Below are 22,411 nucleotides of genomic sequence, written 5' to 3'. Positions count from 1 at the left end.
CAGTATCTGACACAACACCAGCAACCAGACGTTGCCCTAAGTGTTTGTCGGTGGCCTATAGCAGCAGGGAAACGCCCGGTACCCATTCCGAACCCGGAAGCTAAGCCTGCTAACGCTGATGGTACTGCAACCGGGAGGTTGTGGGAGAGTAAGAAACCGCCGACACCAAACAACAACAAACAACTCAATACAACAAGCCCGCCACCAAGAGCAACAACTCAACGGTGACGGGCTTCCTCGTCGTTTTCGCATACAACCTACAAGTACAAACCTGAAAATACAGACCTGCAGGTAGGCGTCGTCAAGTGCCAAGGAACCAGGATCGGCGACTGCGTGCTGTCAAGGGGTGAATGCACTTCCCGGTCTGCACTAATGGCCACACACAAACACGCCAGCCCAGCTTCAAGATTCCGGAGCATATATCCATTCAGATGGAGGAGTGAGACGTTCGACCAAAGGCTCATGCAGTAGAGAAGGTGCTTCTTGCACCGCGCCTTGAGCGTATCGGCTTATTAGAATCATTCATATCAGTGCCTTGGCGGGAAAGTAAGGAGTACGCGATGCGGTTCACCCAAACGTCAGCTACGTTCTCTCATTCCTACAACGCGGCCTTCCTCAAGGACCTGAAGTCCGTGCGCTTCAGCACACAGAATGGCAATCCTTCCTCTTTCAGGTTTCTCGATGCATTTTTGTCGAAGAGGCCTATACCGCAGGTACGTGATGGGCTGGGCGGTTTACTGTTCTTAGTCATTATGGTCGTGGCCTCAGCCAGTGTTTTCCTCTTCGCTCTGCTGCTAAATGGCTTTGAAATCTCGTGGCTGTTCGCGTTGCTTCTTGGTGCGTTGTTGTGTTGTCACTTATGTGTTGTCGCGCGTCATTGGGTGTTTGCGCGTCGAATTCGCCTCGCCTGGAACAATGGTTGGATTGACTTCTACCCTGTGCTCTTGGGCAGTTTCTTCTGTAGTGAAGGGCACCCCCGAACGGGAAAGAAGCACTACCTGTATGCGACGAAGGGTCTTGTTCTCGCGCCAAATGCAGATTCCCGTTGCATTGAAGTGCGCGTCGAAGGAGTTAGCCCAAACCGGATGGGTATGCAGGGCGTAGCCATGACCCGGGATGCCGAAAGGATTCGTCTTAACGCCATGTGCAACAACGGTTGGACCTTTTGGGCAGTCGTCCGTGGTATGCCATTGGAGCACGGAAGCGTAGAGCATGGACTTAGCTCTTCGCAGGTGGCTGCGGGATTAGAGTGCGTGCGTGATGAGTGGCGTTTGGATGAGGTTGCCTGGCCGCCGAATAGTGTGTAGTCGCCAAACTGGGGCCGTAGGTTGTGGGGCACTTCACTAGCAGATGGTTCGTATTGCCGTTTCTGGGGCCGTGACCTGTAGACTGGTTCGGTACATACGGACACGTCTACCGCAGAAAGTGCATGGCTTTAATGTCTGAATCCAACTCCCGTAACCACGGCCGTCGCCGCGATGGTTCCGCAGAAGGCAACCGTGGGCACTACGGCTCTGGGGGCCGCAAGTTTGAGAAGCACGGCGGCGCAGCGGGGCGTCGAGAAGAGCGTCGCGGTGATCGCCGAGACGAACGCCGAGGTGGCCGCGCAGGCGCTAAACCTCGCCGCAACGACCGCAATGGCCATGGCGGCGGCAAAAACAAGGTCTCGCACCCTCAGCGTTCAGGCTACCGTGAGGAGCGCATCAATCGTCGTATGACAGATCCAGACCTGCCATCTGATATCGACATTACGGATCTTGATCCTTCGGTACTTCAGGATCTTTCGTCGCTCTCTAAGGAAAACTCCGAAGCCGTTGCTAAACACCTCATCATGGCGGCAACGTGGCTTGAGGACGATCCCCAACTGTCGCTACGCCATGCACGTGCTGCCAAAGACCGTGCCGGACGTGTATCAGTCGTCCGTGAAATGAACGGAATCGCTGCATATAGGGCTGGAGAGTGGAAGGAAGCCCTTGCGGAGCTGCGTGCAGCGCGCCGCATTTCCGGTGGCCCTGGGCTGCTCGCCGTCATGGCTGATTGCGAGCGAGGCCTCGGGCGCCCAGAAAAGGCTGTTGATTTGTGGCGCGGCGAGGAGGCCAAGGAACTCGCGGCGGAGGATGCGATCGAGTTGGCTATCGTTGCTGCAGGGGCGCGATTGGACATGGGGCAGGCAGATTCCGCCGTAGTTACCATCCAACGCGCAAAGCCTTCTAAGGATTCCACGGGATTCTCGGCATGCCGCCTTTCCTACGCCTACGCCAATGCCTTGTTGGAGGCTGGCCGCAAGGAAGAGGCCCGGGAGTGGTTCCAGCACGCGATTGACATCGATGAAGGAGACTGGACCGACGCTGCAGAGCGTCTGGCCGAGTGCAAATAATGAGTATTCTCAAAACCCATGATTCATTGCTCCTCGATCTCGACGGAACAGTATGGGAGGGCGGACAGGCTCTTCAGTGCGTCGTCGACGTGGTCAATTCCTGCGGTATTCCTGCAGTTTATGTCACGAACAATGCATCCCGAAGCCCCCAAACCGTAGCCGGTATGCTCGGCGAGATCGGCTTGGAGACGGATGCGAAACACGTTGTTACCTCTGCGCAAGCGGTAGTCAAGATCGCTCGTGAGGAACTTCCGGCAGGCGCGAAAGTCCTCGTCATCGGCGCGGACTCATTTCGTTCACTGGCGCGTGAGGCGGGCTTCGATGTTGTACACAGTGCCGACGATAAGCCCGCCGCGGTCCTGCAAGGTATGGACAAGTCGGTGGGCTGGGAGCAGCTCTCCGAAGGCGCGTTGGCAATTAATCACGGCGCAAAGTTCTTTGCCTCCAACCTGGATACGTCTCTTCCGACGGAGCGCGGAATGGCTGTGGGCAACGGCTCGCTAGTCGCAGCTATCGTTTCAACTACCGGCGTAGAACCCATTTCGGCAGGTAAGCCGGAACCCGCTATGTTCACTCAAGCAGCTAAGCTCGTGGGGTCGACGAAGCCTCTAGCTGTAGGGGACCGCCTTGACACGGACATTGTTGGTGGCAACAACGCTGCAATGGATACCTTCCACGTCCTTACAGGTGTGTCCCGGGAGCTTGCTCTCATTGAAGCTACTGCGGAGGAACGCCCTGATTTCATTGGTGCAGGATTCCACGAGCTCTCCTTATCGGCCGCACAGGCGCGACCAGGTTCCCAGGGAGGCTTCCGGGCACGGTTTGACGGCTACGACATTGTTCTTCAAGGCGGGAATGAGAAGTCGACGTCGATCGAGGCGTTGCGTACCGTCCTCGAAGTTGCCTGGGCCGGTAATGAGCCGCCTCGCTACATTCAGCCACGGAGTGAAGCCGCGGAGAGGGTTGTGTCCACATGGCGGTAAAGCCTCATGACCCGCGCGCGGTTTTGGCTCCCGAGAAGTTGGATGCGTCGCTCGCGGAGATTCTCAATGAACCAGCTGAAAGCCTTGAACAAGAACTTGCTCAGCTGGATCGCGCTCATACTGTGCTGCGGGATGCGCTCCAAGACAATTAGCGCTGACCGTCGAGGATTATAAGGGAAGAGGAGCTTTTCATGCCACCGCAACGCCGCCGTCTCGACGCGGAGCTAGTGCGCAGAAAAATTGCGCGCTCACGGGAACAAGCCGTTGAGATGATCAAGGCCGGCCGCGTGACCGTCGGGGGCTTCAAAGCGATGAAGCCCGCGACGGTGGTTGAGCCCGAGGTGTCTATCAAGGTTGAGGCCAGCGAGGGGGATGATTGGGCTTCGCGTGGCGCGCACAAGCTCCTTGGCGCTCTCGAGGCTTTCGACGTCGACCTTAGGGGAAAGCGAGTGTTGGATGCGGGGGCGTCGACTGGCGGCTTTACCGATGTGTGCCTGCGCCGCGGTGCCGCGGAGGTGCTATCTGTCGATGTGGGCTACGGGCAGTTGTTGTGGCGTTTGCAGAATGACGAACGGGTTACGGTGCTCGACCGCACTAACATTCGCCACCTGACACTTGAGCACACGAATGGTCCCTGCGACGCCATGGTTGGTGACCTATCGTTTATTTCCCTGAAGCTTGTACTGCCAGCGATTGCATCGTGCATGGCTGACGGCGCGTGGCTATTGCCCATGGTCAAGCCACAGTTTGAGGTGGGCAAAGACCGGATAGGGTCCGGTGGTGTGGTGCGCTCTCCTGAGCTACGGGCGGAAGTAACCAAGGATGTCGCTATCTTCGCTCAGGGGCTCGGGCTCGGCGTGAAAGGCGTGGCGGCATCGCCGTTACCTGGACCAAGCGGCAATGTTGAGTATTTCCTCTGGTTGGTCAAGGATGGATTGTCCACCCCGGAAGATAGGCTTGATGCAATGATCGAGACGGCTATCAAGGAAGGACCCCAGTGAGCAGCAGTGTCGCCGCGGAGGGCATCAACCGCCGCGAAATTCTTCTTGTTCCGCACGCGAGCCGTGCGGATAATCTTGCCGCTACGCATCGCGCGGCGGAGCTGCTCCAGGAGGCAGGCATCAAGGTGCGCGTGTGCGCAGCGGATACCGTCCTTCCGGGCCTGCAGCATGTTCGGCATACGCCAGCTGCTGCCGAAGGTTGTGAATTGGTGCTGGTTCTCGGTGGCGATGGCACATTTTTGCGCGCGGCAGATATGGCGCGCGCCGTCGATGTTCCCGTGCTTGGAATAAACCTGGGCCACGTCGGCTTCCTGGCCGAGTGGGAAGCGGAGTCGCTCGACCGCGCGTTGGTGCGAGTTATCGAGCAATCCTATGAGGTCGAAGATCGGCTTACTATCGACGTCACCGTGTTTGATGCTGACGGGAAACTGCGTGAGCGTAGCTGGGCGCTCAATGAGGCGTCGATTGAGAATCTCAACCGCTCGGGGGTGCTGGATGCCATCCTCGAGGTGGATGGGCGCCCGGTATCTGCTTTTGGTTGCGATGGCGTGCTCATCTCCACTCCGACTGGATCCACGGCCTATGCCTTCTCCGCCGGAGGGCCAGTTCTGTGGCCTTCTCTTGATGCCATCCTGGTTGTGCCAAACAACGCGCATGCCTTGTTTACCAAACCGCTCGTGGTGTCTCCGGATTCGCAAGTCGCGGTGGAATCGGCGTCGGCGACGACTCCGGCCGTGGTCATCCTTGACGGATTCCGGGAAGTCTCGATGCCTCCAGGTTCGCGCGCGGAGGTCGTTCGTGGTGAAAGGCCGGTGCGCTGGGTACGTCTAGATCAGCAGCCATTCACTGATCGTCTGGTGTCCAAGCTGCGCCTCCCCGTGGAAGGTTGGCGCGGGCCGCGTCACTAGGTTGTTTGGCGCGTATTTAGGAAGGAAGATAGCTCACCGTGCTCGTTGATATCAGCATCTCTGACCTCGGCGTGATTGAAAGCTCCGCAGCGGAACTATCGCCAGGACTCACCGTGCTCACCGGCGAAACCGGCGCTGGTAAGACCATGGTGGTAACTGGACTGCGCCTTCTCGCCGGCGGTCGCGCGGATGCATCACGTGTGCGCGATGGCGCCGCGAAAGCAGCCGTAGAAGGGCACTTTTCCTCCAGTTCTCTTGCCGTAGCGAAGGTAGTCGAAGAATCAGGCGGTGAGCCAGATGAAAACGGCGAATTCATTGCCTCCCGCACGGTGTCGGCGGCGGGACGCTCACGCGCCTACTTGGGTGGGCGTTCAGTGCCGGCGGCGACATTGGGGGAGTTCGCCTCCCACCTGATTACTGTGCACGGTCAGAACGACCAGCTGCGTTTGCTATCTGCCGATCAACAATTGGCAGCGATCGATCGCTTTGAACCTGCGATTGACAAGGTTCGCACCGCATATACCGATGCGTTTAGCCACTGGCGCGCGTTGGCTAAGGACTATCAGCGTCGTACGGAATCACGGCGCGAGATGGCGCAGGAAGTTGACAGGTTGCAGTTCGCTATTAAGGAGATCTCCGAGCTCGATCCGCAACCAGGCGAAGATGCCGAACTCGTGACCCTTATTAAGCGCTTGCAAGATGTTGATGCTTTGCGTGAGGGCGCAGCCACCGCTCTCAGTGCTCTGGATGGGGGCGAAGGATTTGGGGATGAGGACACCGCCGTCAATCTTGTCGGCGCCGCCGAATCAGCACTCGCTGGGGCAAGTGATACCGAGCTCGCTCGCCTAGGGGAGCGCGTTAGCGAAGTCACCGCGCAGCTGACCGACATCGCTGCCGACCTCACGACGTATTTGAGCGATCTACCCGCCGATCCCAACCTCCTCGAGGAATCCCTACAGCGCCAACAGGAGCTCAAGCGGCTTACCCGCAAATATGCTGCTGATATCGATGGAGTCCTGGCCTGGCGGGATGCCGCTGAGGCCAAACTCGCTACGTTGGATACCTCTACCGAGGCCCTTGAGGCCTTAAAGAAAGAGGTAATGGAGGCCGAAAAGACGATGGTGTCCAAAGCCGAAAAGCTCACTGCCGCCCGTACCAAGGCCGCGAAGAAGCTCGGGGCTCAGGTCACCGAAGAAATTCATGGCCTGGCCATGCCGAACTCCACCTTGACGGCCGCCGTCAAGAAGACGAAGTACTCCAAGTCCGGCGCGGATGAGGTCGAATTTCAACTCAACGGCAAGCCCTTGGCTTCCGCGGCCTCGGGCGGTGAGCTCTCGCGCGTCATGCTGGCCATGGAGGTAGTTTTGGCCAGCGGCGACGGGACCACCTTGGTCTTCGACGAGGTGGATGCAGGCGTCGGTGGCCGCGCGGCGGTGGAGATTGGGCGTCGTCTAGCGCGGCTGTCCACCACCAACCAGGTCATTTGTGTCACACACCTGCCGCAAGTGGCCGCCTATGCGGACTCACACTTGCACGTGTCGAAGGAGAAATTCACGTCGGGTGTTGCGGATCTGACCGCCGAGGAGCGCGTTGAGGAGCTCGCGCGTATGCTCGCTGGCCTCGATGACACCGAGACGGGCCGCGCGCATGCACAAGAGCTCTTCGATAGGGCTCAAGCAGAAGTCGAGACTTTCCGCGCGCCTTCCACACCTTGAGCCCCTAACAGGGGAAACTGTCAGACATGAGTCTGTTTTCCCGTAATACCGATCTGCCTGGAGAACACGGCGCGCTGCGTGATTGCACCCCGGGTGGCAAGGGCATGAAGAAGTTTAGCGCTGGTGACTTCGCAGTCATCAACGCCGCCAATATCTCCCGCCAAGAGGCCCAGACCCTCGTGGATATGAAGCCGGCCGCCGTGATCAACGTCGCGGAGTTCTCCACTGGTTCTATCCCGAATTATGGACCCCACATGCTTCTCGACGCCGATGTCACCCTCATCGAGGGCGTAGGCCAAGATTTTGTGGACAATTTCAAGGATGGAAAGAAGGCGCGTCTGACCGAAGACGGCGCCATTTTTGCGGGCGATACCCAGCTTTCTTCGGGAACGGTGGTTACCCGCGACCGGGCGGAAAAGAATTTTGCTTCTGCCCAGCAGGAACTCATCGATCATATGGAGGCATATTTCGGTAACTCCATTGAGTTCATTCATTCCGAAGGTCCGCTACTCATCGATGGCCTGGGTGTTCCCGATGCAGGGTCCGTCATGGCCGGGCGCAAAGTTCTCGTGGTCTCGCCCACTGAGGAACACCGCAAGAAGCTGACGCTCCTGCGCAACTTTATCCGCGAGTATGAACCCATCATTATCGGCGTGGACGCTGCCGCGGACACCCTGGTTGAGCTGGGATACCAGCCTCACTTCATCGTGGGTAACCCTTCCGAGGTGAGCTCGGAAACCCTGCGCAGCGGTGCCCAGGTTATTCTCCCCGCCGAGCCGGACGGCACTGCTGACGGGCTCGAGCGCATTCAGGATTTGGGGATTGGTGCGATGACCTTCCCTGCCGCTACGGATTCAGCTACCGATCTCGCGCTGTTGCTTGCGGACTACCACGAGGCTCAGATGATTGTTCAGGTTGGCGGATCCCTCGACCTCGACGACATCTTTGCTAACGAGCCGAATGCTACGCCCGCGGCTTTGCTGTGCCACATGAAGGCGGGCACGCGCCTGGTGGATGCGGACGCTGTTATCAACCTTTATTCCGCGCCCAATTCCGGAGCTATGGGATGGCTGTGGGCGCTGCTTGGCATCCTCGTAGCACTTGCCGTCGTTATTCTGATCGTCGGCTTGGGCGGCGATGAATCCTTCCTCCAGAACCTGATCGATACCTGGAATAACTTCGCGTTAAGCGTGCAGGAGTGGTTTAAATAATGATGTCGCCTAAGTCCCTCATTATCACCGGCCTCGGTTTCGGCGCAGCCCTTGGCATTGCGTTGGGCACGCTGGTGATTGCTCCAAACATGGATTCCGGATCGGGTCCCGGGGGTGAATCGACCAGTGAGGTGCGCGAGAAATACGGAAAGCTGGTTGTAGAAAATAACATCGCGGAGGCCCAGCTAGACTCTGCTGATTCCGTAATGGGAGATCTCGGCCGATACGTGGTGGATGGTTCCTTGGCCCAGCGCCCGGTCATGGTTGTGAGTATGCCCGATGCCGACGACGCCGACGTCAAGGCCGTCAAGGATTTGCTGGGTTCTGCAGATTCCACCGATGCAGGAAGCATCAAGCTGACTGAGAAGTTTGTAGCCCAAGAATCCGCGGACAAGCTTTTGTCCCTCGTTACCACCACGTTGCCGGCGGGAGCGAAGCTCGATAAAAAGAAGATTGATTCCGGCACACATGCTGGTCAGGCACTCGCGGCGGGGTTGATGATGGATGCTGAGACCACCGAGCCGCTTGCATCAGTTGATGATCGCGCGACCCTTTTGCGGGCTCTGCGCGATGCCGGCTACATCGACTACAAGGATGGCACTATTCTTCCTGCCCAGGCCGTAGTCGTCGTGGGCGGAGGCATGACCCCGGGAGAGGAAGACGACAGCGCTGCTGCGAAGTACGCCATCGATACGACGGTCAACTTCCTAGAAGGTTTTGATTCGGTGGATACCGCGATGGTTTATGCCGGGCGCGTGGAATCCGCCGGTGACGACGGCGTCTTGGATAAACTCCGAGCCGACAAGACGAAGATCAGCACTGTGGACTCCATTGATCACCCGGTGTCCCAGATGGCCAGCGTTTTAGCCGTGAAGGAACAACTCGACGGTGGCCACGGTGTGTATGGTTCTGCGGCGAATGCTGACAGCGCAGCGCCGGCGCTGCCGAAGGATCTCTAGATGTCACACGAGTTTCGTACGGTGGGAACCGAGCTGCTTGTCGACGCCCCCATCATCGCTGTTCGCCGCGATGATGTCGTCATGCCGGGGGAGGTTGTTGCTCAGCGAGAAGTTGTCGAGCACCTTGGTGCTGTGGCCGTTGTGGCGTTGGATGAGAACAACCGTATCGCCATGGTGGAGCAGTACCGGCATAGCGTCGGCAAGCGCCTGTGGGAGCTGCCGGCCGGCTTGCTCGATGTGAAGGGCGAAGACGAGCTCAGCGGCGCGCAACGCGAGCTCCAGGAAGAGGCCGGCCTGGCCGCCGAGGAATGGGCAGTGTTGACTGATCTGGTGACCTCCCCGGGATTCTGCGAGGAAGCCGTGCGCGTGTTCTTGGCGCGAGGCCTGTCGAGCGTGCCCAAACTCAACGCCGAAGGCGACGAGGAAGCTGACATGGGCTTTGCATGGGTTCCCCTTGCGGAGGCTGTCGAGCGCATCCTGGTGGGGGAGATTGTGAACTCCATTGCGGTGGCAGGAATCCTTGCGGCATATGTCTGCGTGCGTGGGGACGCCACCCCGCGCTCAGTTGACTCTCCTTTCGAGCTACGGCCGGAATCGATCGCTCACCGGCGCCCGGGTCCGGATCTTAAGCAGCTGTGACGCCCTCTAACCCCGCCGCAGCCGCCGGACAAGCTTGGTTGATGCACCTCATGGTGGAAAAAGGTGCCTCGAAGAATACGGTAAGCAATTACCGTCGAGACATTAACCGTTACGTCAATTGGCTTGCGGAATCTGGGATCACGGATTTGCGCCACGTAACCCGCTCGCACGTGGAGAACTACCTCGTTTACTTGCGTAAGAATCTTGCGCAGTCTTCTGCTAGTCGCGCTTTGGTTGTCGCTCGAGGGCTGCATAAGTTTGCCCTGGCCGAGGGGATGATTGAGGAAGATGTCGCGGCGGAGGTTTCCCCACCCAAGCGGGCGCAACCGCTGCCGGAGACTCTCAGCGTGGAGGATGTAGAGGCACTCCTCGATGCCATCCCTAGCGGTGATGCTGCAACGCCCATTGATATCCGAGATCGCGCTCTATTGGAGATGCTGTATGGTACGGGCGCACGTATCTCCGAAATCATCGCGCTAAATGTGGACGATGTGACGGGTGAGGGGAGTGCTTCAGTTCGTGACATTGTGTTGTTGAGCGGCAAGGGCGATAAGCAACGGCTAGTTCCGCTGGGTTCACATGCGGTGACAGCGGTGGAGAACTACCTAGTGCGTGCCCGCCCAGTGCTGGCTACGGGAGCCTCTCACGCCCTGTTCCTCAACACTCGGGGCAAGTCTTTATCGCGGCAAAGCGCCTGGGCCGTGATCAAGACCGCAGCGCAGCGCGCCCACCTGAGTACCAAAATTTCTCCGCACACACTGCGTCACTCATTTGCCACCCATCTGCTCGAGGGCGGGGCTGATGTGCGTACCGTACAGGAGCTCTTGGGGCATTCTTCCGTGACGACGACACAGATTTATACCCACGTCACTGCGGATTCACTCCGCGAAGTGTGGCGCACTGCCCATCCACGCGCCTAAGAGCGCCTAGAATCGTCACGACTTCAACCTAATGAAAAGGATTTTTATGGCTTCAACCACTTCTTTGTCCCAAACCTATCGAGCGATTGCGCTAGCTTCCGCGCTCTCCGTAGGTTCCCTTTCCGGCGTCGCGTCGGACATCGTGAGCGCAACTGGGGTGCTGCCAGGGTTCGGCACGGCCGCCGCCTATGCACAAGACGCCACCATTCCGGTGCCGGCTGGTCAGACGACGACCGTTTCGCTGCCAGTTCCTGTCGACGTCAACGTGGCGTCCGATGGCTGGAACGTCACTGCTTCTGGCGGCAGCGCTACGGTGACTGCACCACCCGCGGGAGGACAAATCAGTGTGCCGGTGACCTACCAAGGCGTGACCATGACCATCGTGCTCGTTGCTGACGCCGACGTTACTGCCGATGAACTCAACGACGCAGCTGAGAACGGGGATCCGGGCCAGCTCGGCGGTGAGCAGCAGGACAACGAGAACCCGGACAATCCCGGGGGCAACGGGGGACCGGCGGGGAACGAGAACTCCGATGACAGCGCAGGTGGTGGTGAGCAGAACGGAGGACAGCCTCCCGCCGACGGCTCGGCCCCCGCTGCGGATGGCTCTGGTCAAGGCCACGTGCCTCCTTCGCGAACAGGCCGTGGGTGGGAAGGAATTGATGATTCGAATACTTCCTATGTGAACCTGGAATCCACGATTGACGGCCAAACAATCACTGCCACGCTTGGGCTCAAACAGGCTCTCGACCTGTATAACCGCTTCAAGCACCTTGAGGATGACGGAGTTACGCTGCGCTACCTCAACGCGGAAGGCGAGTTCGTAGAGGGGGTCAAACGGGAGATCGACAAAGGCTCGCGCACCATGACCCTGACCTACCCAGAGGGGGCGGAGCCGGACAATCCTTTCATCATGCAATTCGTGAACAAGGACACTCAGTCCGCTGAGCTGGTAGTGACGCTTACCGATCCAACCCGTGAGAGCGCGAGTGAGGTGCCTGCGGAGCAGCAGCTGGATTCTGATGAAGCTGACAAGGCCGGCGGAGAGGAACAAGGAGACTCGGGGCTTGGAGTTGGCGCACTTGCAGCAGGCATCGCGGGCCTCGGAGTTATCGCGCTCATCGTGTGGCTCGCGCTTAAGGGACGCCGGTCGAAGGGAGCACAGGAGGACGCCTAATCTAGGCCGTGGACTTTATTCACCGGTTTTCCTTAGCTATAATCGCGGCGCAGGCACCCACGGGGTACCCTATAATCACAAGGATGTAAGAATGCGGCGCCGCGTGTTGCTGCAAAGCCGAAGCGGAAAGACCGCACAGGGGCCGTACAGGTCAAGGAAGCAGGTGTGACTGTGAGCGACGAGGGACTGTTTGAGGCCTCGGAAGCACAGGTCGGGTTAACCGGCCGCCCACTGCGGGAGCTTCCGGAACCGGAGCCATTGGAAAAGCATGGTCCCGCCACGATTATTTCCATGTGTAACCAGAAGGGTGGCGTCGGAAAAACCACGTCCACCATTAACATGGGCGCGTGTTTGGCGGAGCTGGGGCGTAAAGTTCTCCTCGTTGACTTGGATCCGCAGGGCGCTCTTTCGGCTGGCCTGGGCCTGACTCACGACCAGATCCAGGACACCATTTATGACGTCATGCTTGATAGCGAAGTCTCAGTGCATTCCGCTATCGTGCACACCGGCGTGGCCGGGCTCGACCTCGTCCCCGCCAACATCGACCTCTCCGCCGCTGAGATCCAGATGGTCAATGAAGTGGGCCGCGAACATACCCTGGCCCGTGCCCTTCGCCCGGTACGAAAGGACTATGACTTCATCATCATTGACTGCCAGCCTTCACTGGGCTTGCTCACGGTCAATGCTTTGGCCTGCTCGCAGGGAGTTATCATCCCCATGGAGTGCGAGTTCTTTTCCCTGCGCGGCCTCGCGCTGCTGACCGATACCGTGGAGAAAGTCGCGGACCGCATTAACTTCGACCTCGAGGTCATGGGAATTCTGGTCACCATGTTCGATCGCCGCACCCGCCACGCCCGGGAAGTCATGGACCGCGTGGTGGAGTATTTCGGCGACAAGGTCTTTGACACGGTGATTACACGTACCGTTCGTTTCCCAGAGACGTCGGTAGCCGGCGAGCCCATTACTACCTGGGCGCCCAGCTCCCAAGCAGCCAAGCAGTACCGCGACCTGGCTAAAGAGGTCATCGAGCGAGCTAACGGCTAGCCGCTCATTATGACCCAACCGGAGATTACCGGCTTTCGCATCGCCCTGGGCAATTTTGAGGGCCCTTTCGACTTGCTGCTGCAGCTGATTCAAGCGAAGAAGCTGGACGTTACGGAGGTGGCGCTGTCTGAAGTCACCGATGAGTTCGTGGCCTATACGCGTGCTTTAGGGGCAACCGCGGACCTGGATGAAACCACGGAGTTCCTTCTCATCGCCGCAACACTTCTGGATTTGAAGGCGGCTCGATTATTGCCGCGTGGCGAAGTCGATGACTTTGAAGATCTTGAGCTCCTGGAGACTCGCGATCTCCTCTTTGCGCGCCTTCTGCAGTACAAGGCTTATAAGCAGGTTGCCGACCAGTTCGCGCAATGGCAGCGCGCGGCCCAGCGGCGTTATCCGCGTGCGGTGGCGATGGAGGAGCGCTTTAGCAACCTTCTTCCGCCAGTCAAGATTGGGCATACTCCAGCCACGTTCGCCGAACTCGCAGCTGGTGTCTTCCGGCCCAAACCCCCGGAAGAGGTTGCCACAGGCCATATTCACCAGGTTGCTGTCTCCGTGCCGGAGCAAGCCGGAAAGATCCTCACGACGCTCAAGATGCTGGGCACGGGCCAATGGATGAGTTTCGAAGCCTTAACCAGGGACTGCACCATCTCTATGGAGGTCGTTGGACGTTTCCTGGCGTTGCTGGAGCTCTACAAGGCCAAAGCGGTTGATGCTTCCCAACCAGAGTCTTTGGGGCCACTTGAATTGTCCTGGACCGGGCTCGACGTGGACCCGGCGGTCGTCGCGGCGGCGAACTGGGATTAGGGTAGGCTACCGAGTCATGGACGATACGTCACCCTTGGCCCCCAGCGACCTCGCAGCCCCGAGCGGACAGGGAGCTTTGCCTCTTATTACACAGTTGCGCTCACGCCTGGAGTCCATCCTCCTCGTTATTGATTCCCCAGCCAGCGTGGAGGAGCTGGCCCGTGTACTGGATGCGGAGGTCACCGTCGTCAGCGATACTTTGCGAGCACTAGAACGTGAGCTGAGCGAGCGCGGCTCCGGCATCGATCTGCGGGAGACGCCGGAGGGCTGGCGCTTCTATACGCGTAAAGAGAACGCAGATGCCGTCGAGCAGTTTGTTCTCGATGGCACCCAGACCAAGCTTTCCCGCGCGGCATTGGAGACCCTGGCAGTTATCGCATACCGCCAACCGGTCACCCGAGCCCAAGTCGCTGGCGTACGCGGCGTCAACGTCGACGGAGTAGTTCGTACGCTCATGTTGCGGGGGCTCATCCGGGAGATAGAGAGCCCAGAGCCCTCAGCTGGCAACGCACATCACTATGAGACTACTGAGCTTTTCCTAGAGCTACTCGGCATTGATTCCCTTGAGCGCCTACCGGATCTCGCTCCGCTGCTGCCAGACATCGAGCAGATCGACGAGGACTACTCATAAAGGCGCTGTCTGCGGTAGGATTGCGGCCGGACATCGGCGTGTTTCCGCGCGCCGCAAATTGAAGAACTATTGAGAGGACACATTCCCGTGACTCCACCCGCTCGCCGCGATGGCACACCGGAAAAGAAAAAGCGTGACAGCGACATGATCGTGTCGAACGCTAAGCCGGCCCGCCATCAGCATGTGAAGAAGAAGGCCACCGCAGAATCTATCGCCCGAGACTTGGGCGCGGACTGGCTGGTAGACGGTAAAGATAAGAAGAGCTCCCAGAACCAAGGCGAGCGCCTGCAAAAGGTCTTGGCAAAGGCCGGCGTTGCTTCGCGCCGCCATGCAGAGATCCTCATCGATGAAGGCCGCGTTGAGGTCAACGGCCAGGTCATCATCAAGCAGGGCACTCGTGTCAATCCCAACACGGACGTGATTCGCGTCGATGGCACACGCATCAACGTCAACGAGGAGACCCAATACTTCGTGCTCAACAAACCGCGCGGTATGCAGTCCACGATGTCGGATGACATGGGCCGTCCTTGCGTGGGAGATGTGGTGGCTGATCGCGTGGTAGCAGGCCAGCGCTTGTTCCACGTCGGGCGCCTCGACGCGGATACCGAGGGGCTTCTCTTGTTGACTAACGACGGCGAACTTGCCAACCGTCTCATGCATCCCAAATATGAGGTGACCAAAACATACCTCGCGACTGTCCTTGGCGAAGCAGATAAGAAGCTCGTTCGTCAGCTGCGCGACGGCATCGAATTGGATGATGGCCTTGCGCAGGCGGACTATGTGCAGATCGTGGACAAGAACCAGGGCTATTCGCTGGTGCGCGTCGAGCTGCACGAAGGCCGGAAGCACATCGTGCGCCGCATGCTTAAGGAAGCCGGGTATCCGGTCCAGCGTCTCGTGCGCACCAAACTCCACACGGTGCAGTTGGGTGATATGAAGCCCGGCTCCTTGCGTGCACTGAACTCCAACGAACTGACCAGCCTGTACAAGGCGGTGGGGATGTAATGATTTCAAATATGCCCAATCAAGGCCTCATCCTGGCTGTTGACGGTCCCTCCGGAACCGGTAAGTCCACGACGTGCCGAGCACTGGCCAAGAAGCTTGACGCCAAGTACGTCGATACCGGTGCAATGTACCGCGTGGCAACGCTTGCTGTGCTGCGCGCGGGTGTGGACCCAGCGGATACTGAGGCGGTGATTTCCACGACTGCTGACCTGCCTCTCGAGGTGTCTGATGATCCAGATTCCACCATGGTCATCTTTGATGGCGAGGATGTCTCCCGCGTCATCCGAGAAGATGAGGTCACCCGCAATGTCTCGGCAGTTTCCGCCATTCCGGAAGTACGCCAAAACCTCGTTGAACTGCAACGTAAGCTTGCCGCCCAGGCTCACCGCGCGATTGTTGAAGGGCGCGATATCGGCACGGTTGTTCTTGCCGACGCCCCCGCGAAGGCTTTCATGACGGCTAGCGCCGAGGTCCGAGCGCAGCGCCGTCACGACCAAAACCTGGCTGCCGGCATTGACTCGGATTTTGACTCCGTGCTTGCCGGCGTCGAACGGCGCGACGCCGCCGACTCTTCCCGCGCTACATCGCCGCTGCGCCCGGCGGAGGACGCGGTACTCGTTGATACGTCCGAGATGACCCGAGATGAGGTCCTTGACGCTCTCATCGCCGTCGTCAAAGAATCGGCTGCACAGGAGGCCTGACATGACTAATGAACCGCAGAATCCGGATGTAGATCCGGCGCAGCAGCCGGAAGACTTTGAGACGGAATTTCACTATCCGGCCGGAAAACTTGAAGAAGAGGTCGTACGCGATCCGCACGGCGGCTGGGCTCCGAAGGATTTCGACTCTGAAGACTTTGACTATGAATTCGACGATTCTGAATTCAGCGAGGCCGATTTTGGTGAGGATGAGACCGATTTCGATGATGAGGCTCCGCTGAGCGAGGAAGAATGGGAAGTCCTATCCCACGCCTTTGGTGTCGGTGAAGGCCATACGGAGGAAAACCTGTGCACGGTGGCCGTAGTGGGCCGCCCGAACGTGGGCAAGTCTTCCCTGGTGAATCGCTTCCTTGGGCGCCGTGAAGCTGTTGTAGAGGACCACCCGGGCGTGACCCGTGACCGCGTGTCTTATGTAGCGGAGTGGAACGGCCAGCGCTTCTTTGTTCAGGACACCGGAGGTTGGGACCCGAACGTCAAGGGAATCCATGCCGCCATCGCCCGTCAGGCAGAGCAGGCGATGGAGACCGCTGACGTCATCGTATTCGTGGTGGACACCAAGGTGGGCATCACTGAGACCGATGCGGTTATGGCCCGCAAATTGCAGCGCTCCGAGGTCCCAGTCATCCTGGTATCCAACAAGTTTGATTCGGAAACCATGTATGCAGACATGGCCGAGTTCTACGCGCTTGGTTTGGGCGATCCGTGGCCAGTATCCGCTCAGCATGGTCGGGGCGGTGCCGACGTCCTCGATGAGATCCTCCGTTTGTTCCCTGCGGAACCGCGTCATTCCTCGATTACCTCCGGCCCTCGCCGCGTGGCGTTGGTGGGCAAGCCGAACGTGGGCAAGTCCTCCTTGCTGAACAAGCTGACGGCGGAGGAGCGCTCCGTGGTGGACAATGCTGCAGGCACCACGGTCGACCCAGTTGATTCCCTGGTGCAGCTGGACCAGCGTTTGTGGAAGTTCATTGATACCGCAGGTCTGCGCAAGAAGGTTAAAAACGCGCAGGGCCACGAGTACTACGCCTCCTTGCGCACGCGCGGCGTGATTGATGCGGCCGAGGTGTGCGTCATGCTTATCGACGCTTCCCAAGAAGTCTCGGAGCAAGACCAACGCGTGCTCAACATGATTCTTGAGGCCGGAAAGGCCTTGGTTATTGCCTTTAACAAGTGGGACCTTGTGGATGAGGATCGCCGCTACTACCTAGAGCGCGAAATTGATGAGAACCTGCGGCATCTGCCGTGGGTGACCCGCGTGAATATCTCTGCTGAGACCGGGCGCGCCTTGCAAAAGCTTGAGCCCGCCATGATCGAGGCCCTAGAAAGCTGGGATCAGCGCGTGTCCACCGGTCAGCTCAACAATTGGATGCGTGACGCGATTGCCGCGAATCCACCGCCGATGAATAATAACCGTCTGCCGCGAGTGCTCTTTGCCACTCAGGCGTCGACGCAACCACCGACCATCGTGCTGTTTACAACCGGCTTCTTGGACGCTGGCTATCGTCGCTACCTAGAGCGTAAATTCCGTGAGCGTTTCGGTTTCCACGGCTCGCCCGTGCGCATCGCGGTGCGCGTGCGCGAGCGCCGCCAACGCCGATAGCTCCGCTAGCGGGCTGAAGGCGGGACCACGAAGAGGCCTCAAATCCACCCGTTTGCTTCGGCCCGCCGTGCAGCCTCGAAGCGATTTCCAGCCCGCGTCTTCGCCATGATGGCGGAGACGTGGTTGCGCACGGTCCCGCCGCTGAGGTGAAGTTGCGAAGCGATATCAGCGGAGCCGAGTCCACGGACTAACAGGCGGCATACCTCGATTTCTCGTTCGCTCAGTGGGTTGTCGGGGGCGAAGAGAATGTCCTGAGCAAGCTGCGGATCGATAACGCGCAAACCCGAATGGACACGGCGGATGGCATCAGCGAGTTCATCGGGAGGGGTGTCTTTGACGAGAAAGCCATCTATACCTGCTTCGAGAGCGCGTTTGACGTAACCGGACCGTCCAAATGTGGTGACGATAAGGCTCCGGCAGTCAGTGCCGGCGATACTCTTGGCAGCATCGATGCCGTTCATGCCAGGCATCTCAATATCGAGTAAAGCCACGTCAACGCTGTGCTTAGCGACGAGCTCCGCGACCTCTGTCCCAGAGCCACAGCCTGCAACGACTTCAATGTCCGGTTCGGTATTAAGGAGCGCGGTCAGCGCGCCGCGAACTAGAGACTGGTCCTCGGCAATGAGCACCCGGATGGCGTTCGTCAAAACTGTTTAACCTCCTGCGTATCAGGGCCTTTGAGCGTCACGCGGACTGTGGTCAAACCGCCGGCGCGCTCGATTGTGACCTCACCGCCGGCGGCTTCTGCCCGGCGGCGAAGACCTGCGAGGCCCGTAAGACCGGAAGCAAGTGCACGCGTAGCGTCTTCTGTGAAGCCGCAGCCGTTGTCCGTAACCTTGAGGGAGTTCTCCGTGAGTAGTACCCAGCATTCAGTAGCCCCAGAATGCCGCACGACGTTGGTGCTAAGCTCCCGTAACGCCCAGGAGAACAGATCTTCATGAGACTTTGGGCGCGTGAGGGTATCCGGAAGGTGAGTTTGTATTCCGGCGGTTTCGAGGATCCGGCGCGCAGCGTGAATCTCGCCGGCAAAGGTGGGGTTCTTCATGCGGGTAACAGTCGAGCGGACTTCGGCGAGTGACATCCTTGACAGGGCGCTGATCTCCTCGAGCTCGGCAGCTGCCTTGGCGGGGTCGTGTTCGATGAGCCGACGGGCTACTTCGGATTTGAGGTTGATAGCAGTAAGCGAGTGGCCGAGAAGGTCATGGATATCGGAGGCAATATCCTCGCGTTGATGCGCCAGATCCAAATCATGGCGAAGAGCTGTCTCAGTGTCCTCTCGCTGGGACAACGCTCCGAGGACCAAGATGAGAAGCGGCCAGCCGAAGAGGATGATCGCGAGGTCCATAAAGCGAGGATTCTCGTAAATCCATGCGGGGATACCAGCAAGTATGCCGGTGAGCATAATAACCGTCGCGGCAGTCCTGAACGATTGTGTATAGGCTACGAGCGCTCCGAGATATGGGACGAAGGCGACAGCCCAGGCACCATATCCCGGAATAGATGCTAGGGCGAGTAGCGCGAGGATAACCCACCGAAGGGTGACGCGTTGACCCAAGGTCCAGCCGCGCGGAAAGAAGTCGACAGAACCAAAGGAGAGAAAGTAGGCCACACAGAAAAGCACAGTGATGGCCACAGCCCAGGTCCGCTGAGCAGGCGTATAAGTGGGAAGGAACAAAACTTGGAGAAGGACAAGCAGGAGAAAAATCAACCAAATAGCAGCGAAAGCGGCATTGCGAACCTTGAAACTACTCATCATGCTCGGTTCTTGTCGCGCTTGTGAAGAATCAGACACAACCCGACGAAAACCATTGTCCATACAGCGATATTAACCCATGCGTACCATAGCGGGTCTTCAATAAAGAGCTGCTCGCTATTGATCATTTGGGCGCCTTCAGACAAAGGCCCACGCGAAAGAGCCTGTGCGCCGTACATCGGAGTGAATCGTCCGACCGCGAGTAGCGATTCCTTTAGCGGCATGAAAACATTTCCGGCGAAGGCGAGAATGACGATAGTGGATGTCGTGATAGAGACGGTGTTTTCTGAGGGAAAGAGCATGGCACAGGCCATTCCGTAGAAGCCGAAGGGGATAGCGCAGGCGACGGTAGCAAGAAATGCTAATGCCCACTGGGTCGGTTGCATGCTTGCTGCGGTGAGTGCACCGGTAATGAAGACAGCGGCGATCGGTAAGATTGCGCGGACCGCGATATTGAGGAAATTGGAAATCCCCAGCTGGGAAGAGCGCAGGGGAGAGAGCGCCAATTGCCGGCCCCACCCTGCACGGTTTTCTGCAACCATGGAGCCGGCGGCGCCAACAGCACCTGTAGCACCGGCATAGAGCGCCATGCCGATCATCACCAGGGCAGCAACATTTCCGCCGTTAAACTTGACTTGGCCGTATTCTTGCATGGCGCCGAAGAGAATATAGAAGATGATTGGAAGACCGACGCTGAAAAAGAGCGTGGGCAGGTCGCGACGTAGCCGCTTTAGGTCGTGGGCAGCGTAGTTGAGGGTGGTGCGAAGAGTGGGGCGCGCAGCGGTGTGGGGGCTCATGTGAAATCTCCTTATCGCGTGGTGTTACTGGATGTAGCGTTGTAGAGCTCGAGGAAGGAATCCTCCAAGCTGTGTCCTGTGATAGTGATGTCGCGAGCAGTGGTTTCGTTAAGCAGGTAGCGTGCCACCGCATCAGAGTCTCGAGTAGTGATGACCAGCCCCGTGTCTGTTTGCTCTTGGTGGATAACTCCGGGAAGTAGGTTGGCCGTCAGCACATGTGGCACCTCGCCGGGAAAGGTGGCGCGGACGATACGGGTGGAGTTGGAGTTGCGGATCTCTTCTGTCGAACCATCGGCTTGAATGTGGCCCTTGTTGAGCATGATGATGCGCTGGGCAAAGGTCTCGGCTTCTTCAAGGTAATGGGTGGTGAGCACGATGGTTCGGCCGGCATCTGCCTCTTCGCGCATAGTTTCCCAGAAGTGATGTCGGGCACCGGCGTCCATGCCAGTAGTTGGCTCGTCGAGAAGCAGCACTTCCGGATCTCCTAAGAGGGCCAGTCCGAAGCGGAGGCGTTGTTGCTCACCACCGGAGCATTTGCTCACGCGGCGCGACAGGATATCTCCTAGATTTGCGCGCTCGATAATGTCGTCAAACGCACGGTGAGATGGGAAGGCCGCGCCGAGGAGCTCGAGGGTTTCCTTGACGGTGATGTTAGGAAGAAGGCCGCCGGATTGCATGACGGCTCCTATGCGTCCGCTTTTAATAGCGGTGTGTGGGCTTTCTCCGAGCACCTGGATAGTGCCGGAAGTCGGTGTTGTCAGGCCCAGGATGAGATCAATAAGCGTCGTTTTTCCGGCGCCGTTCGTTCCCAGCAGGCCAACGATCTCGCCCCGATGAATGGAAAGGGAGACGTCGTGAAGCGCTTGTACTGGATTGGGCGAGGCCGCATTAAAAACCTTGCTGACGCCATTGACGTCAATGACTGGTAAGAGAGTGCGTGTTGTGCTCATATCTTCACGCTATGGTGGGCAGATATGTGCAGCGTAGACGTGGTGTCACCAATTAGACGTGACAGTTGTCATGGTTGGGGCGGGCTGGCTACTCGCCAGCGCGGGCCAATAAGAACGCATCCGTCCGATAAGGAATGCGAAGGACTTGGCCGGGGCGAAAGCCCATGTGTTCGTAGAGGTACCAGTTGAGGTTATGTGTCATGCGTTCATGGATCTTTTGGCCATTGCGAAGCCAATATGAGCGAGTATGCATGAGAGCATGAAGGCCTTCGGGGCTCAGCTCGTGTTCCCACGTCAAGCGGAGCTCTTGGCGAAGCGTCCATGGTTCACAAAAAGCGGGATAGAAACCGGGACGGTGGACATCTCCGGAATGCATGATGCGGGAAAGACGCAGGACCCACGGGTCCGCATTGACGTCCAGAGTGTTCCACACCAAGAGGACTTTTCCGTTGGGGCGGAGAACCCGGTCAAATTCTGCACAGGCTCGTTGGACGTCAACCCAATGCCAGGTCTGCGCGCAGGTGAGGGCGTCGAGGGAGGCGTCTGCAAGCGCAGTGTTCTCGGCAGTTGCACGCCAGCACGGCACCCCGAGGCGGTTTAGGACTCGGGTCATGTCAGGGGATGGATCGCTGGCGTAGACAACGGGGTTGCTTAGTGATTCAGTGAGCTTTCCGGTGCCTGCGCCAACATCGAGGACAGTCCGCGCGGAGGCAATGAGCCGTGATACCTCCTGCGGATAGCCAGGACGCACGTCATGATAGGCGTCAGCACCGTGGCTGAATGATTGGGCAGAACGAAGACGCTGCTGAGCTGTGCTGAAGCTCGGTGCCTCTTTCCCCGAAGCCGGGCGATAGCTGGGGTAATGCTCGGGGACCGGGAAAGGGGATGAGACGCTGGGGGAATCAGTTGATTCGGAAGGAGTTGGGCTCATGATGCTCCTAAATCTACCGTGGTGCTGCAGGTTCGTGGATGTCGGTGGGATGTTTTAAGGTGGACGAGGATATTTTCCCGAGGGCGAGCGTGGCGAGGCAAATGATGAGTGAAGATTCCGCAGCATGGCTGCGGTGTTCGCGCACGCTGGCTGGGATCATGTCAACCGCAGCTTGCGTCATGGCGCTGGTCTCGTGCAGCTCGCCTGAAGAAGACACGACTACTTCTCCATCAACAGCAGAGTGGACAAGTGACCTCGGTTTCCCCGTCGCCCCTATGCTCGTTGGC

General features: G+C 58.6%; 23 protein-coding genes and 1 rRNA gene. 18 read left to right on the top strand and 6 right to left on the bottom strand.

Annotated features, from left to right (window positions below; translation table 11 throughout):
* The first annotated feature begins 46 nt into the window (after positions 1-46).
* From rrf to der, 18 genes are all read left to right on the top strand, one after another.
* Positions 47-165, top strand: a 5S ribosomal RNA gene (rrf, locus tag R3O64_RS06960).
* 395 nt (positions 166-560) lie between these two features.
* Positions 561-1,307, top strand: coding sequence for a hypothetical protein (locus tag R3O64_RS06955; RefSeq protein ID WP_339016325.1), 747 nt, complete (start codon positions 561-563; stop codon positions 1,305-1,307).
* A 131-nt stretch (positions 1,308-1,438) separates the two neighbouring features.
* A complete protein-coding gene (locus R3O64_RS06950) occupies positions 1,439-2,377 on the top strand; it encodes a tetratricopeptide repeat protein (protein ID WP_339016324.1) in 939 nt (312 codons plus the stop codon).
* The gene (locus R3O64_RS06945) at positions 2,377-3,360 is read left to right on the top strand and encodes an HAD-IIA family hydrolase (protein ID WP_339016322.1); all 984 of its coding nucleotides are present in this window, start codon (positions 2,377-2,379) and stop codon (positions 3,358-3,360) included. Before R3O64_RS06950 ends, R3O64_RS06945 begins: the two co-directional genes overlap by 1 nt.
* Before the next feature lie 191 nt (positions 3,361-3,551).
* Positions 3,552-4,361, top strand: a complete 810-nt coding sequence (locus R3O64_RS06940) for a TlyA family RNA methyltransferase (protein WP_339016320.1) — start codon at positions 3,552-3,554, stop codon at positions 4,359-4,361.
* Complete coding sequence (locus tag R3O64_RS06935) at positions 4,358-5,269, top strand: NAD kinase (protein WP_339016318.1); 912 nt, start codon at positions 4,358-4,360, stop codon at positions 5,267-5,269. The genes R3O64_RS06940 and R3O64_RS06935 overlap by 4 nt, the downstream gene beginning before the upstream one ends.
* A 38-nt stretch (positions 5,270-5,307) precedes the next feature.
* The gene (gene recN / locus R3O64_RS06930; RefSeq protein WP_070532560.1) at positions 5,308-6,984 is read left to right on the top strand and encodes a DNA repair protein RecN; all 1,677 of its coding nucleotides are present in this window, start codon (positions 5,308-5,310) and stop codon (positions 6,982-6,984) included.
* 26 nt (positions 6,985-7,010) lie between these two features.
* Positions 7,011-8,195 carry a putative cytokinetic ring protein SteA gene (gene steA, locus R3O64_RS06925; RefSeq protein WP_070524788.1) on the top strand — a complete coding sequence of 395 codons (1,185 nt, stop codon included), beginning with the start codon at positions 7,011-7,013 and terminating at the stop codon, positions 8,193-8,195.
* Positions 8,195-9,154, top strand: coding sequence for a copper transporter (locus tag R3O64_RS06920; RefSeq protein ID WP_143335183.1), 960 nt, complete (start codon positions 8,195-8,197; stop codon positions 9,152-9,154). Before steA ends, R3O64_RS06920 begins: the two co-directional genes overlap by 1 nt.
* Positions 9,155-9,793: an NUDIX hydrolase gene (locus tag R3O64_RS06915; RefSeq protein ID WP_339016313.1), complete on the top strand. Its 639-nt coding sequence runs from the start codon at positions 9,155-9,157 to the stop codon at positions 9,791-9,793. It abuts the gene before it with no gap.
* A 41-nt stretch (positions 9,794-9,834) separates the two neighbouring features.
* Positions 9,835-10,713, top strand: a complete 879-nt coding sequence (gene xerD / locus R3O64_RS06910; RefSeq protein WP_339017547.1) for a site-specific tyrosine recombinase XerD — start codon at positions 9,835-9,837, stop codon at positions 10,711-10,713.
* Between the two features lie 46 nt (positions 10,714-10,759).
* On the top strand, positions 10,760-11,890 hold the full coding sequence (locus R3O64_RS06905; protein ID WP_339016311.1) for a hypothetical protein: 1,131 nt from the start codon (positions 10,760-10,762) through the stop codon (positions 11,888-11,890).
* Between the two features lie 165 nt (positions 11,891-12,055).
* Positions 12,056-12,934, top strand: coding sequence for a ParA family protein (locus R3O64_RS06900; protein ID WP_180952111.1), 879 nt, complete (start codon positions 12,056-12,058; stop codon positions 12,932-12,934).
* Between the two features lie 9 nt (positions 12,935-12,943).
* Positions 12,944-13,741, top strand: a complete 798-nt coding sequence (locus tag R3O64_RS06895) for a segregation and condensation protein A (RefSeq protein ID WP_070532543.1) — start codon at positions 12,944-12,946, stop codon at positions 13,739-13,741.
* Positions 13,742-13,757: 16 nt separating this feature from the next.
* On the top strand, positions 13,758-14,372 hold the full coding sequence (gene scpB / locus R3O64_RS06890) for an SMC-Scp complex subunit ScpB (protein WP_339016306.1): 615 nt from the start codon (positions 13,758-13,760) through the stop codon (positions 14,370-14,372).
* A gap of 87 nt (positions 14,373-14,459) precedes the next feature.
* Positions 14,460-15,377, top strand: coding sequence for a pseudouridine synthase (locus R3O64_RS06885; protein WP_070562633.1), 918 nt, complete (start codon positions 14,460-14,462; stop codon positions 15,375-15,377).
* The gene (gene cmk, locus R3O64_RS06880) at positions 15,377-16,078 is read left to right on the top strand and encodes a (d)CMP kinase (protein WP_167595723.1); all 702 of its coding nucleotides are present in this window, start codon (positions 15,377-15,379) and stop codon (positions 16,076-16,078) included. Before R3O64_RS06885 ends, cmk begins: the two co-directional genes overlap by 1 nt.
* A 1-nt stretch (position 16,079) precedes the next feature.
* Positions 16,080-17,693: a ribosome biogenesis GTPase Der gene (gene der, locus R3O64_RS06875; RefSeq protein WP_339016301.1), complete on the top strand. Its 1,614-nt coding sequence runs from the start codon at positions 16,080-16,082 to the stop codon at positions 17,691-17,693.
* Positions 17,694-17,731: 38 nt separating this feature from the next.
* Here der and R3O64_RS06870 read toward each other — a convergent pair whose 3' ends face one another.
* The 6 genes from R3O64_RS06870 to R3O64_RS06845 all read right to left on the bottom strand — a co-directional run bounded on the left by R3O64_RS06870 (position 17,732) and on the right by R3O64_RS06845 (position 22,341).
* Positions 17,732-18,340, bottom strand: a complete 609-nt coding sequence (locus tag R3O64_RS06870) for a response regulator transcription factor (RefSeq protein WP_101736314.1) — start codon at positions 18,338-18,340, stop codon at positions 17,732-17,734.
* On the bottom strand, positions 18,337-19,449 hold the full coding sequence (locus R3O64_RS06865) for a sensor histidine kinase (protein WP_339016298.1): 1,113 nt from the start codon (positions 19,447-19,449) through the stop codon (positions 18,337-18,339). Before R3O64_RS06865 ends, R3O64_RS06870 begins: the two co-directional genes overlap by 4 nt.
* Positions 19,446-20,243: an ABC transporter permease gene (locus tag R3O64_RS06860; protein ID WP_339016296.1), complete on the bottom strand. Its 798-nt coding sequence runs from the start codon at positions 20,241-20,243 to the stop codon at positions 19,446-19,448. The genes R3O64_RS06865 and R3O64_RS06860 overlap by 4 nt, the downstream gene beginning before the upstream one ends.
* Before the next feature lie 11 nt (positions 20,244-20,254).
* Entirely contained in the window at positions 20,255-21,193 is a 939-nt protein-coding gene (locus R3O64_RS06855; RefSeq protein ID WP_339016294.1) for an ABC transporter ATP-binding protein, read from the bottom strand.
* Between the two features lie 88 nt (positions 21,194-21,281).
* Positions 21,282-22,124 carry a class I SAM-dependent methyltransferase gene (locus R3O64_RS06850; protein WP_284848050.1) on the bottom strand — a complete coding sequence of 281 codons (843 nt, stop codon included), beginning with the start codon at positions 22,122-22,124 and terminating at the stop codon, positions 21,282-21,284.
* A gap of 13 nt (positions 22,125-22,137) precedes the next feature.
* Positions 22,138-22,341: a hypothetical protein gene (locus R3O64_RS06845; protein ID WP_232748500.1), complete on the bottom strand. Its 204-nt coding sequence runs from the start codon at positions 22,339-22,341 to the stop codon at positions 22,138-22,140.
* Between the last annotated feature and the right edge of the window lie 70 nt (positions 22,342-22,411).

Source organism: Corynebacterium hesseae (assembly GCF_037850265.1).
Taxonomy (GTDB): domain Bacteria; phylum Actinomycetota; class Actinomycetes; order Mycobacteriales; family Mycobacteriaceae; genus Corynebacterium; species Corynebacterium hesseae.
The sequence above is the reverse complement of the archived record's forward strand: the minus strand, read 5'-3'. Positions and strand labels throughout refer to the sequence as shown.

What these genes read in the sequence shown, in the direction of transcription:
- xerD (WP_339017547.1), top strand. Translation starts at nt 9,835, where the DNA reads ATGCACCTCATGGTGGAAAAAGGTGCCTCGAAGAATACGGTAAGCAAT.
- R3O64_RS06895 (WP_070532543.1), top strand. Translation starts at nt 12,944, where the DNA reads ATGACCCAACCGGAGATTACCGGCTTTCGCATCGCCCTGGGCAATTTT.
- R3O64_RS06905 (WP_339016311.1), top strand. Translation starts at nt 10,760, where the DNA reads ATGGCTTCAACCACTTCTTTGTCCCAAACCTATCGAGCGATTGCGCTA.
- R3O64_RS06945 (WP_339016322.1), top strand. Translation starts at nt 2,377, where the DNA reads ATGAGTATTCTCAAAACCCATGATTCATTGCTCCTCGATCTCGACGGA.
- R3O64_RS06915 (WP_339016313.1), top strand. Translation starts at nt 9,155, where the DNA reads ATGTCACACGAGTTTCGTACGGTGGGAACCGAGCTGCTTGTCGACGCC.
- scpB (WP_339016306.1), top strand. Translation starts at nt 13,758, where the DNA reads ATGGACGATACGTCACCCTTGGCCCCCAGCGACCTCGCAGCCCCGAGC.
- R3O64_RS06950 (WP_339016324.1), top strand. Translation starts at nt 1,439, where the DNA reads ATGTCTGAATCCAACTCCCGTAACCACGGCCGTCGCCGCGATGGTTCC.
- der (WP_339016301.1), top strand. Translation starts at nt 16,080, where the DNA reads ATGACTAATGAACCGCAGAATCCGGATGTAGATCCGGCGCAGCAGCCG.
- R3O64_RS06850 (WP_284848050.1), bottom strand. Translation starts at nt 22,124, where the DNA reads ATGAGCCCAACTCCTTCCGAATCAACTGATTCCCCCAGCGTCTCATCC.
- R3O64_RS06955 (WP_339016325.1), top strand. Translation starts at nt 561, where the DNA reads ATGCGGTTCACCCAAACGTCAGCTACGTTCTCTCATTCCTACAACGCG.
- R3O64_RS06860 (WP_339016296.1), bottom strand. Translation starts at nt 20,243, where the DNA reads ATGAGCCCCCACACCGCTGCGCGCCCCACTCTTCGCACCACCCTCAAC.
- cmk (WP_167595723.1), top strand. Translation starts at nt 15,377, where the DNA reads ATGATTTCAAATATGCCCAATCAAGGCCTCATCCTGGCTGTTGACGGT.
- steA (WP_070524788.1), top strand. Translation starts at nt 7,011, where the DNA reads ATGAGTCTGTTTTCCCGTAATACCGATCTGCCTGGAGAACACGGCGCG.
- R3O64_RS06940 (WP_339016320.1), top strand. Translation starts at nt 3,552, where the DNA reads ATGCCACCGCAACGCCGCCGTCTCGACGCGGAGCTAGTGCGCAGAAAA.
- R3O64_RS06855 (WP_339016294.1), bottom strand. Translation starts at nt 21,193, where the DNA reads ATGAGCACAACACGCACTCTCTTACCAGTCATTGACGTCAATGGCGTC.
- R3O64_RS06865 (WP_339016298.1), bottom strand. Translation starts at nt 19,449, where the DNA reads ATGATGAGTAGTTTCAAGGTTCGCAATGCCGCTTTCGCTGCTATTTGG.
- R3O64_RS06920 (WP_143335183.1), top strand. Translation starts at nt 8,195, where the DNA reads ATGATGTCGCCTAAGTCCCTCATTATCACCGGCCTCGGTTTCGGCGCA.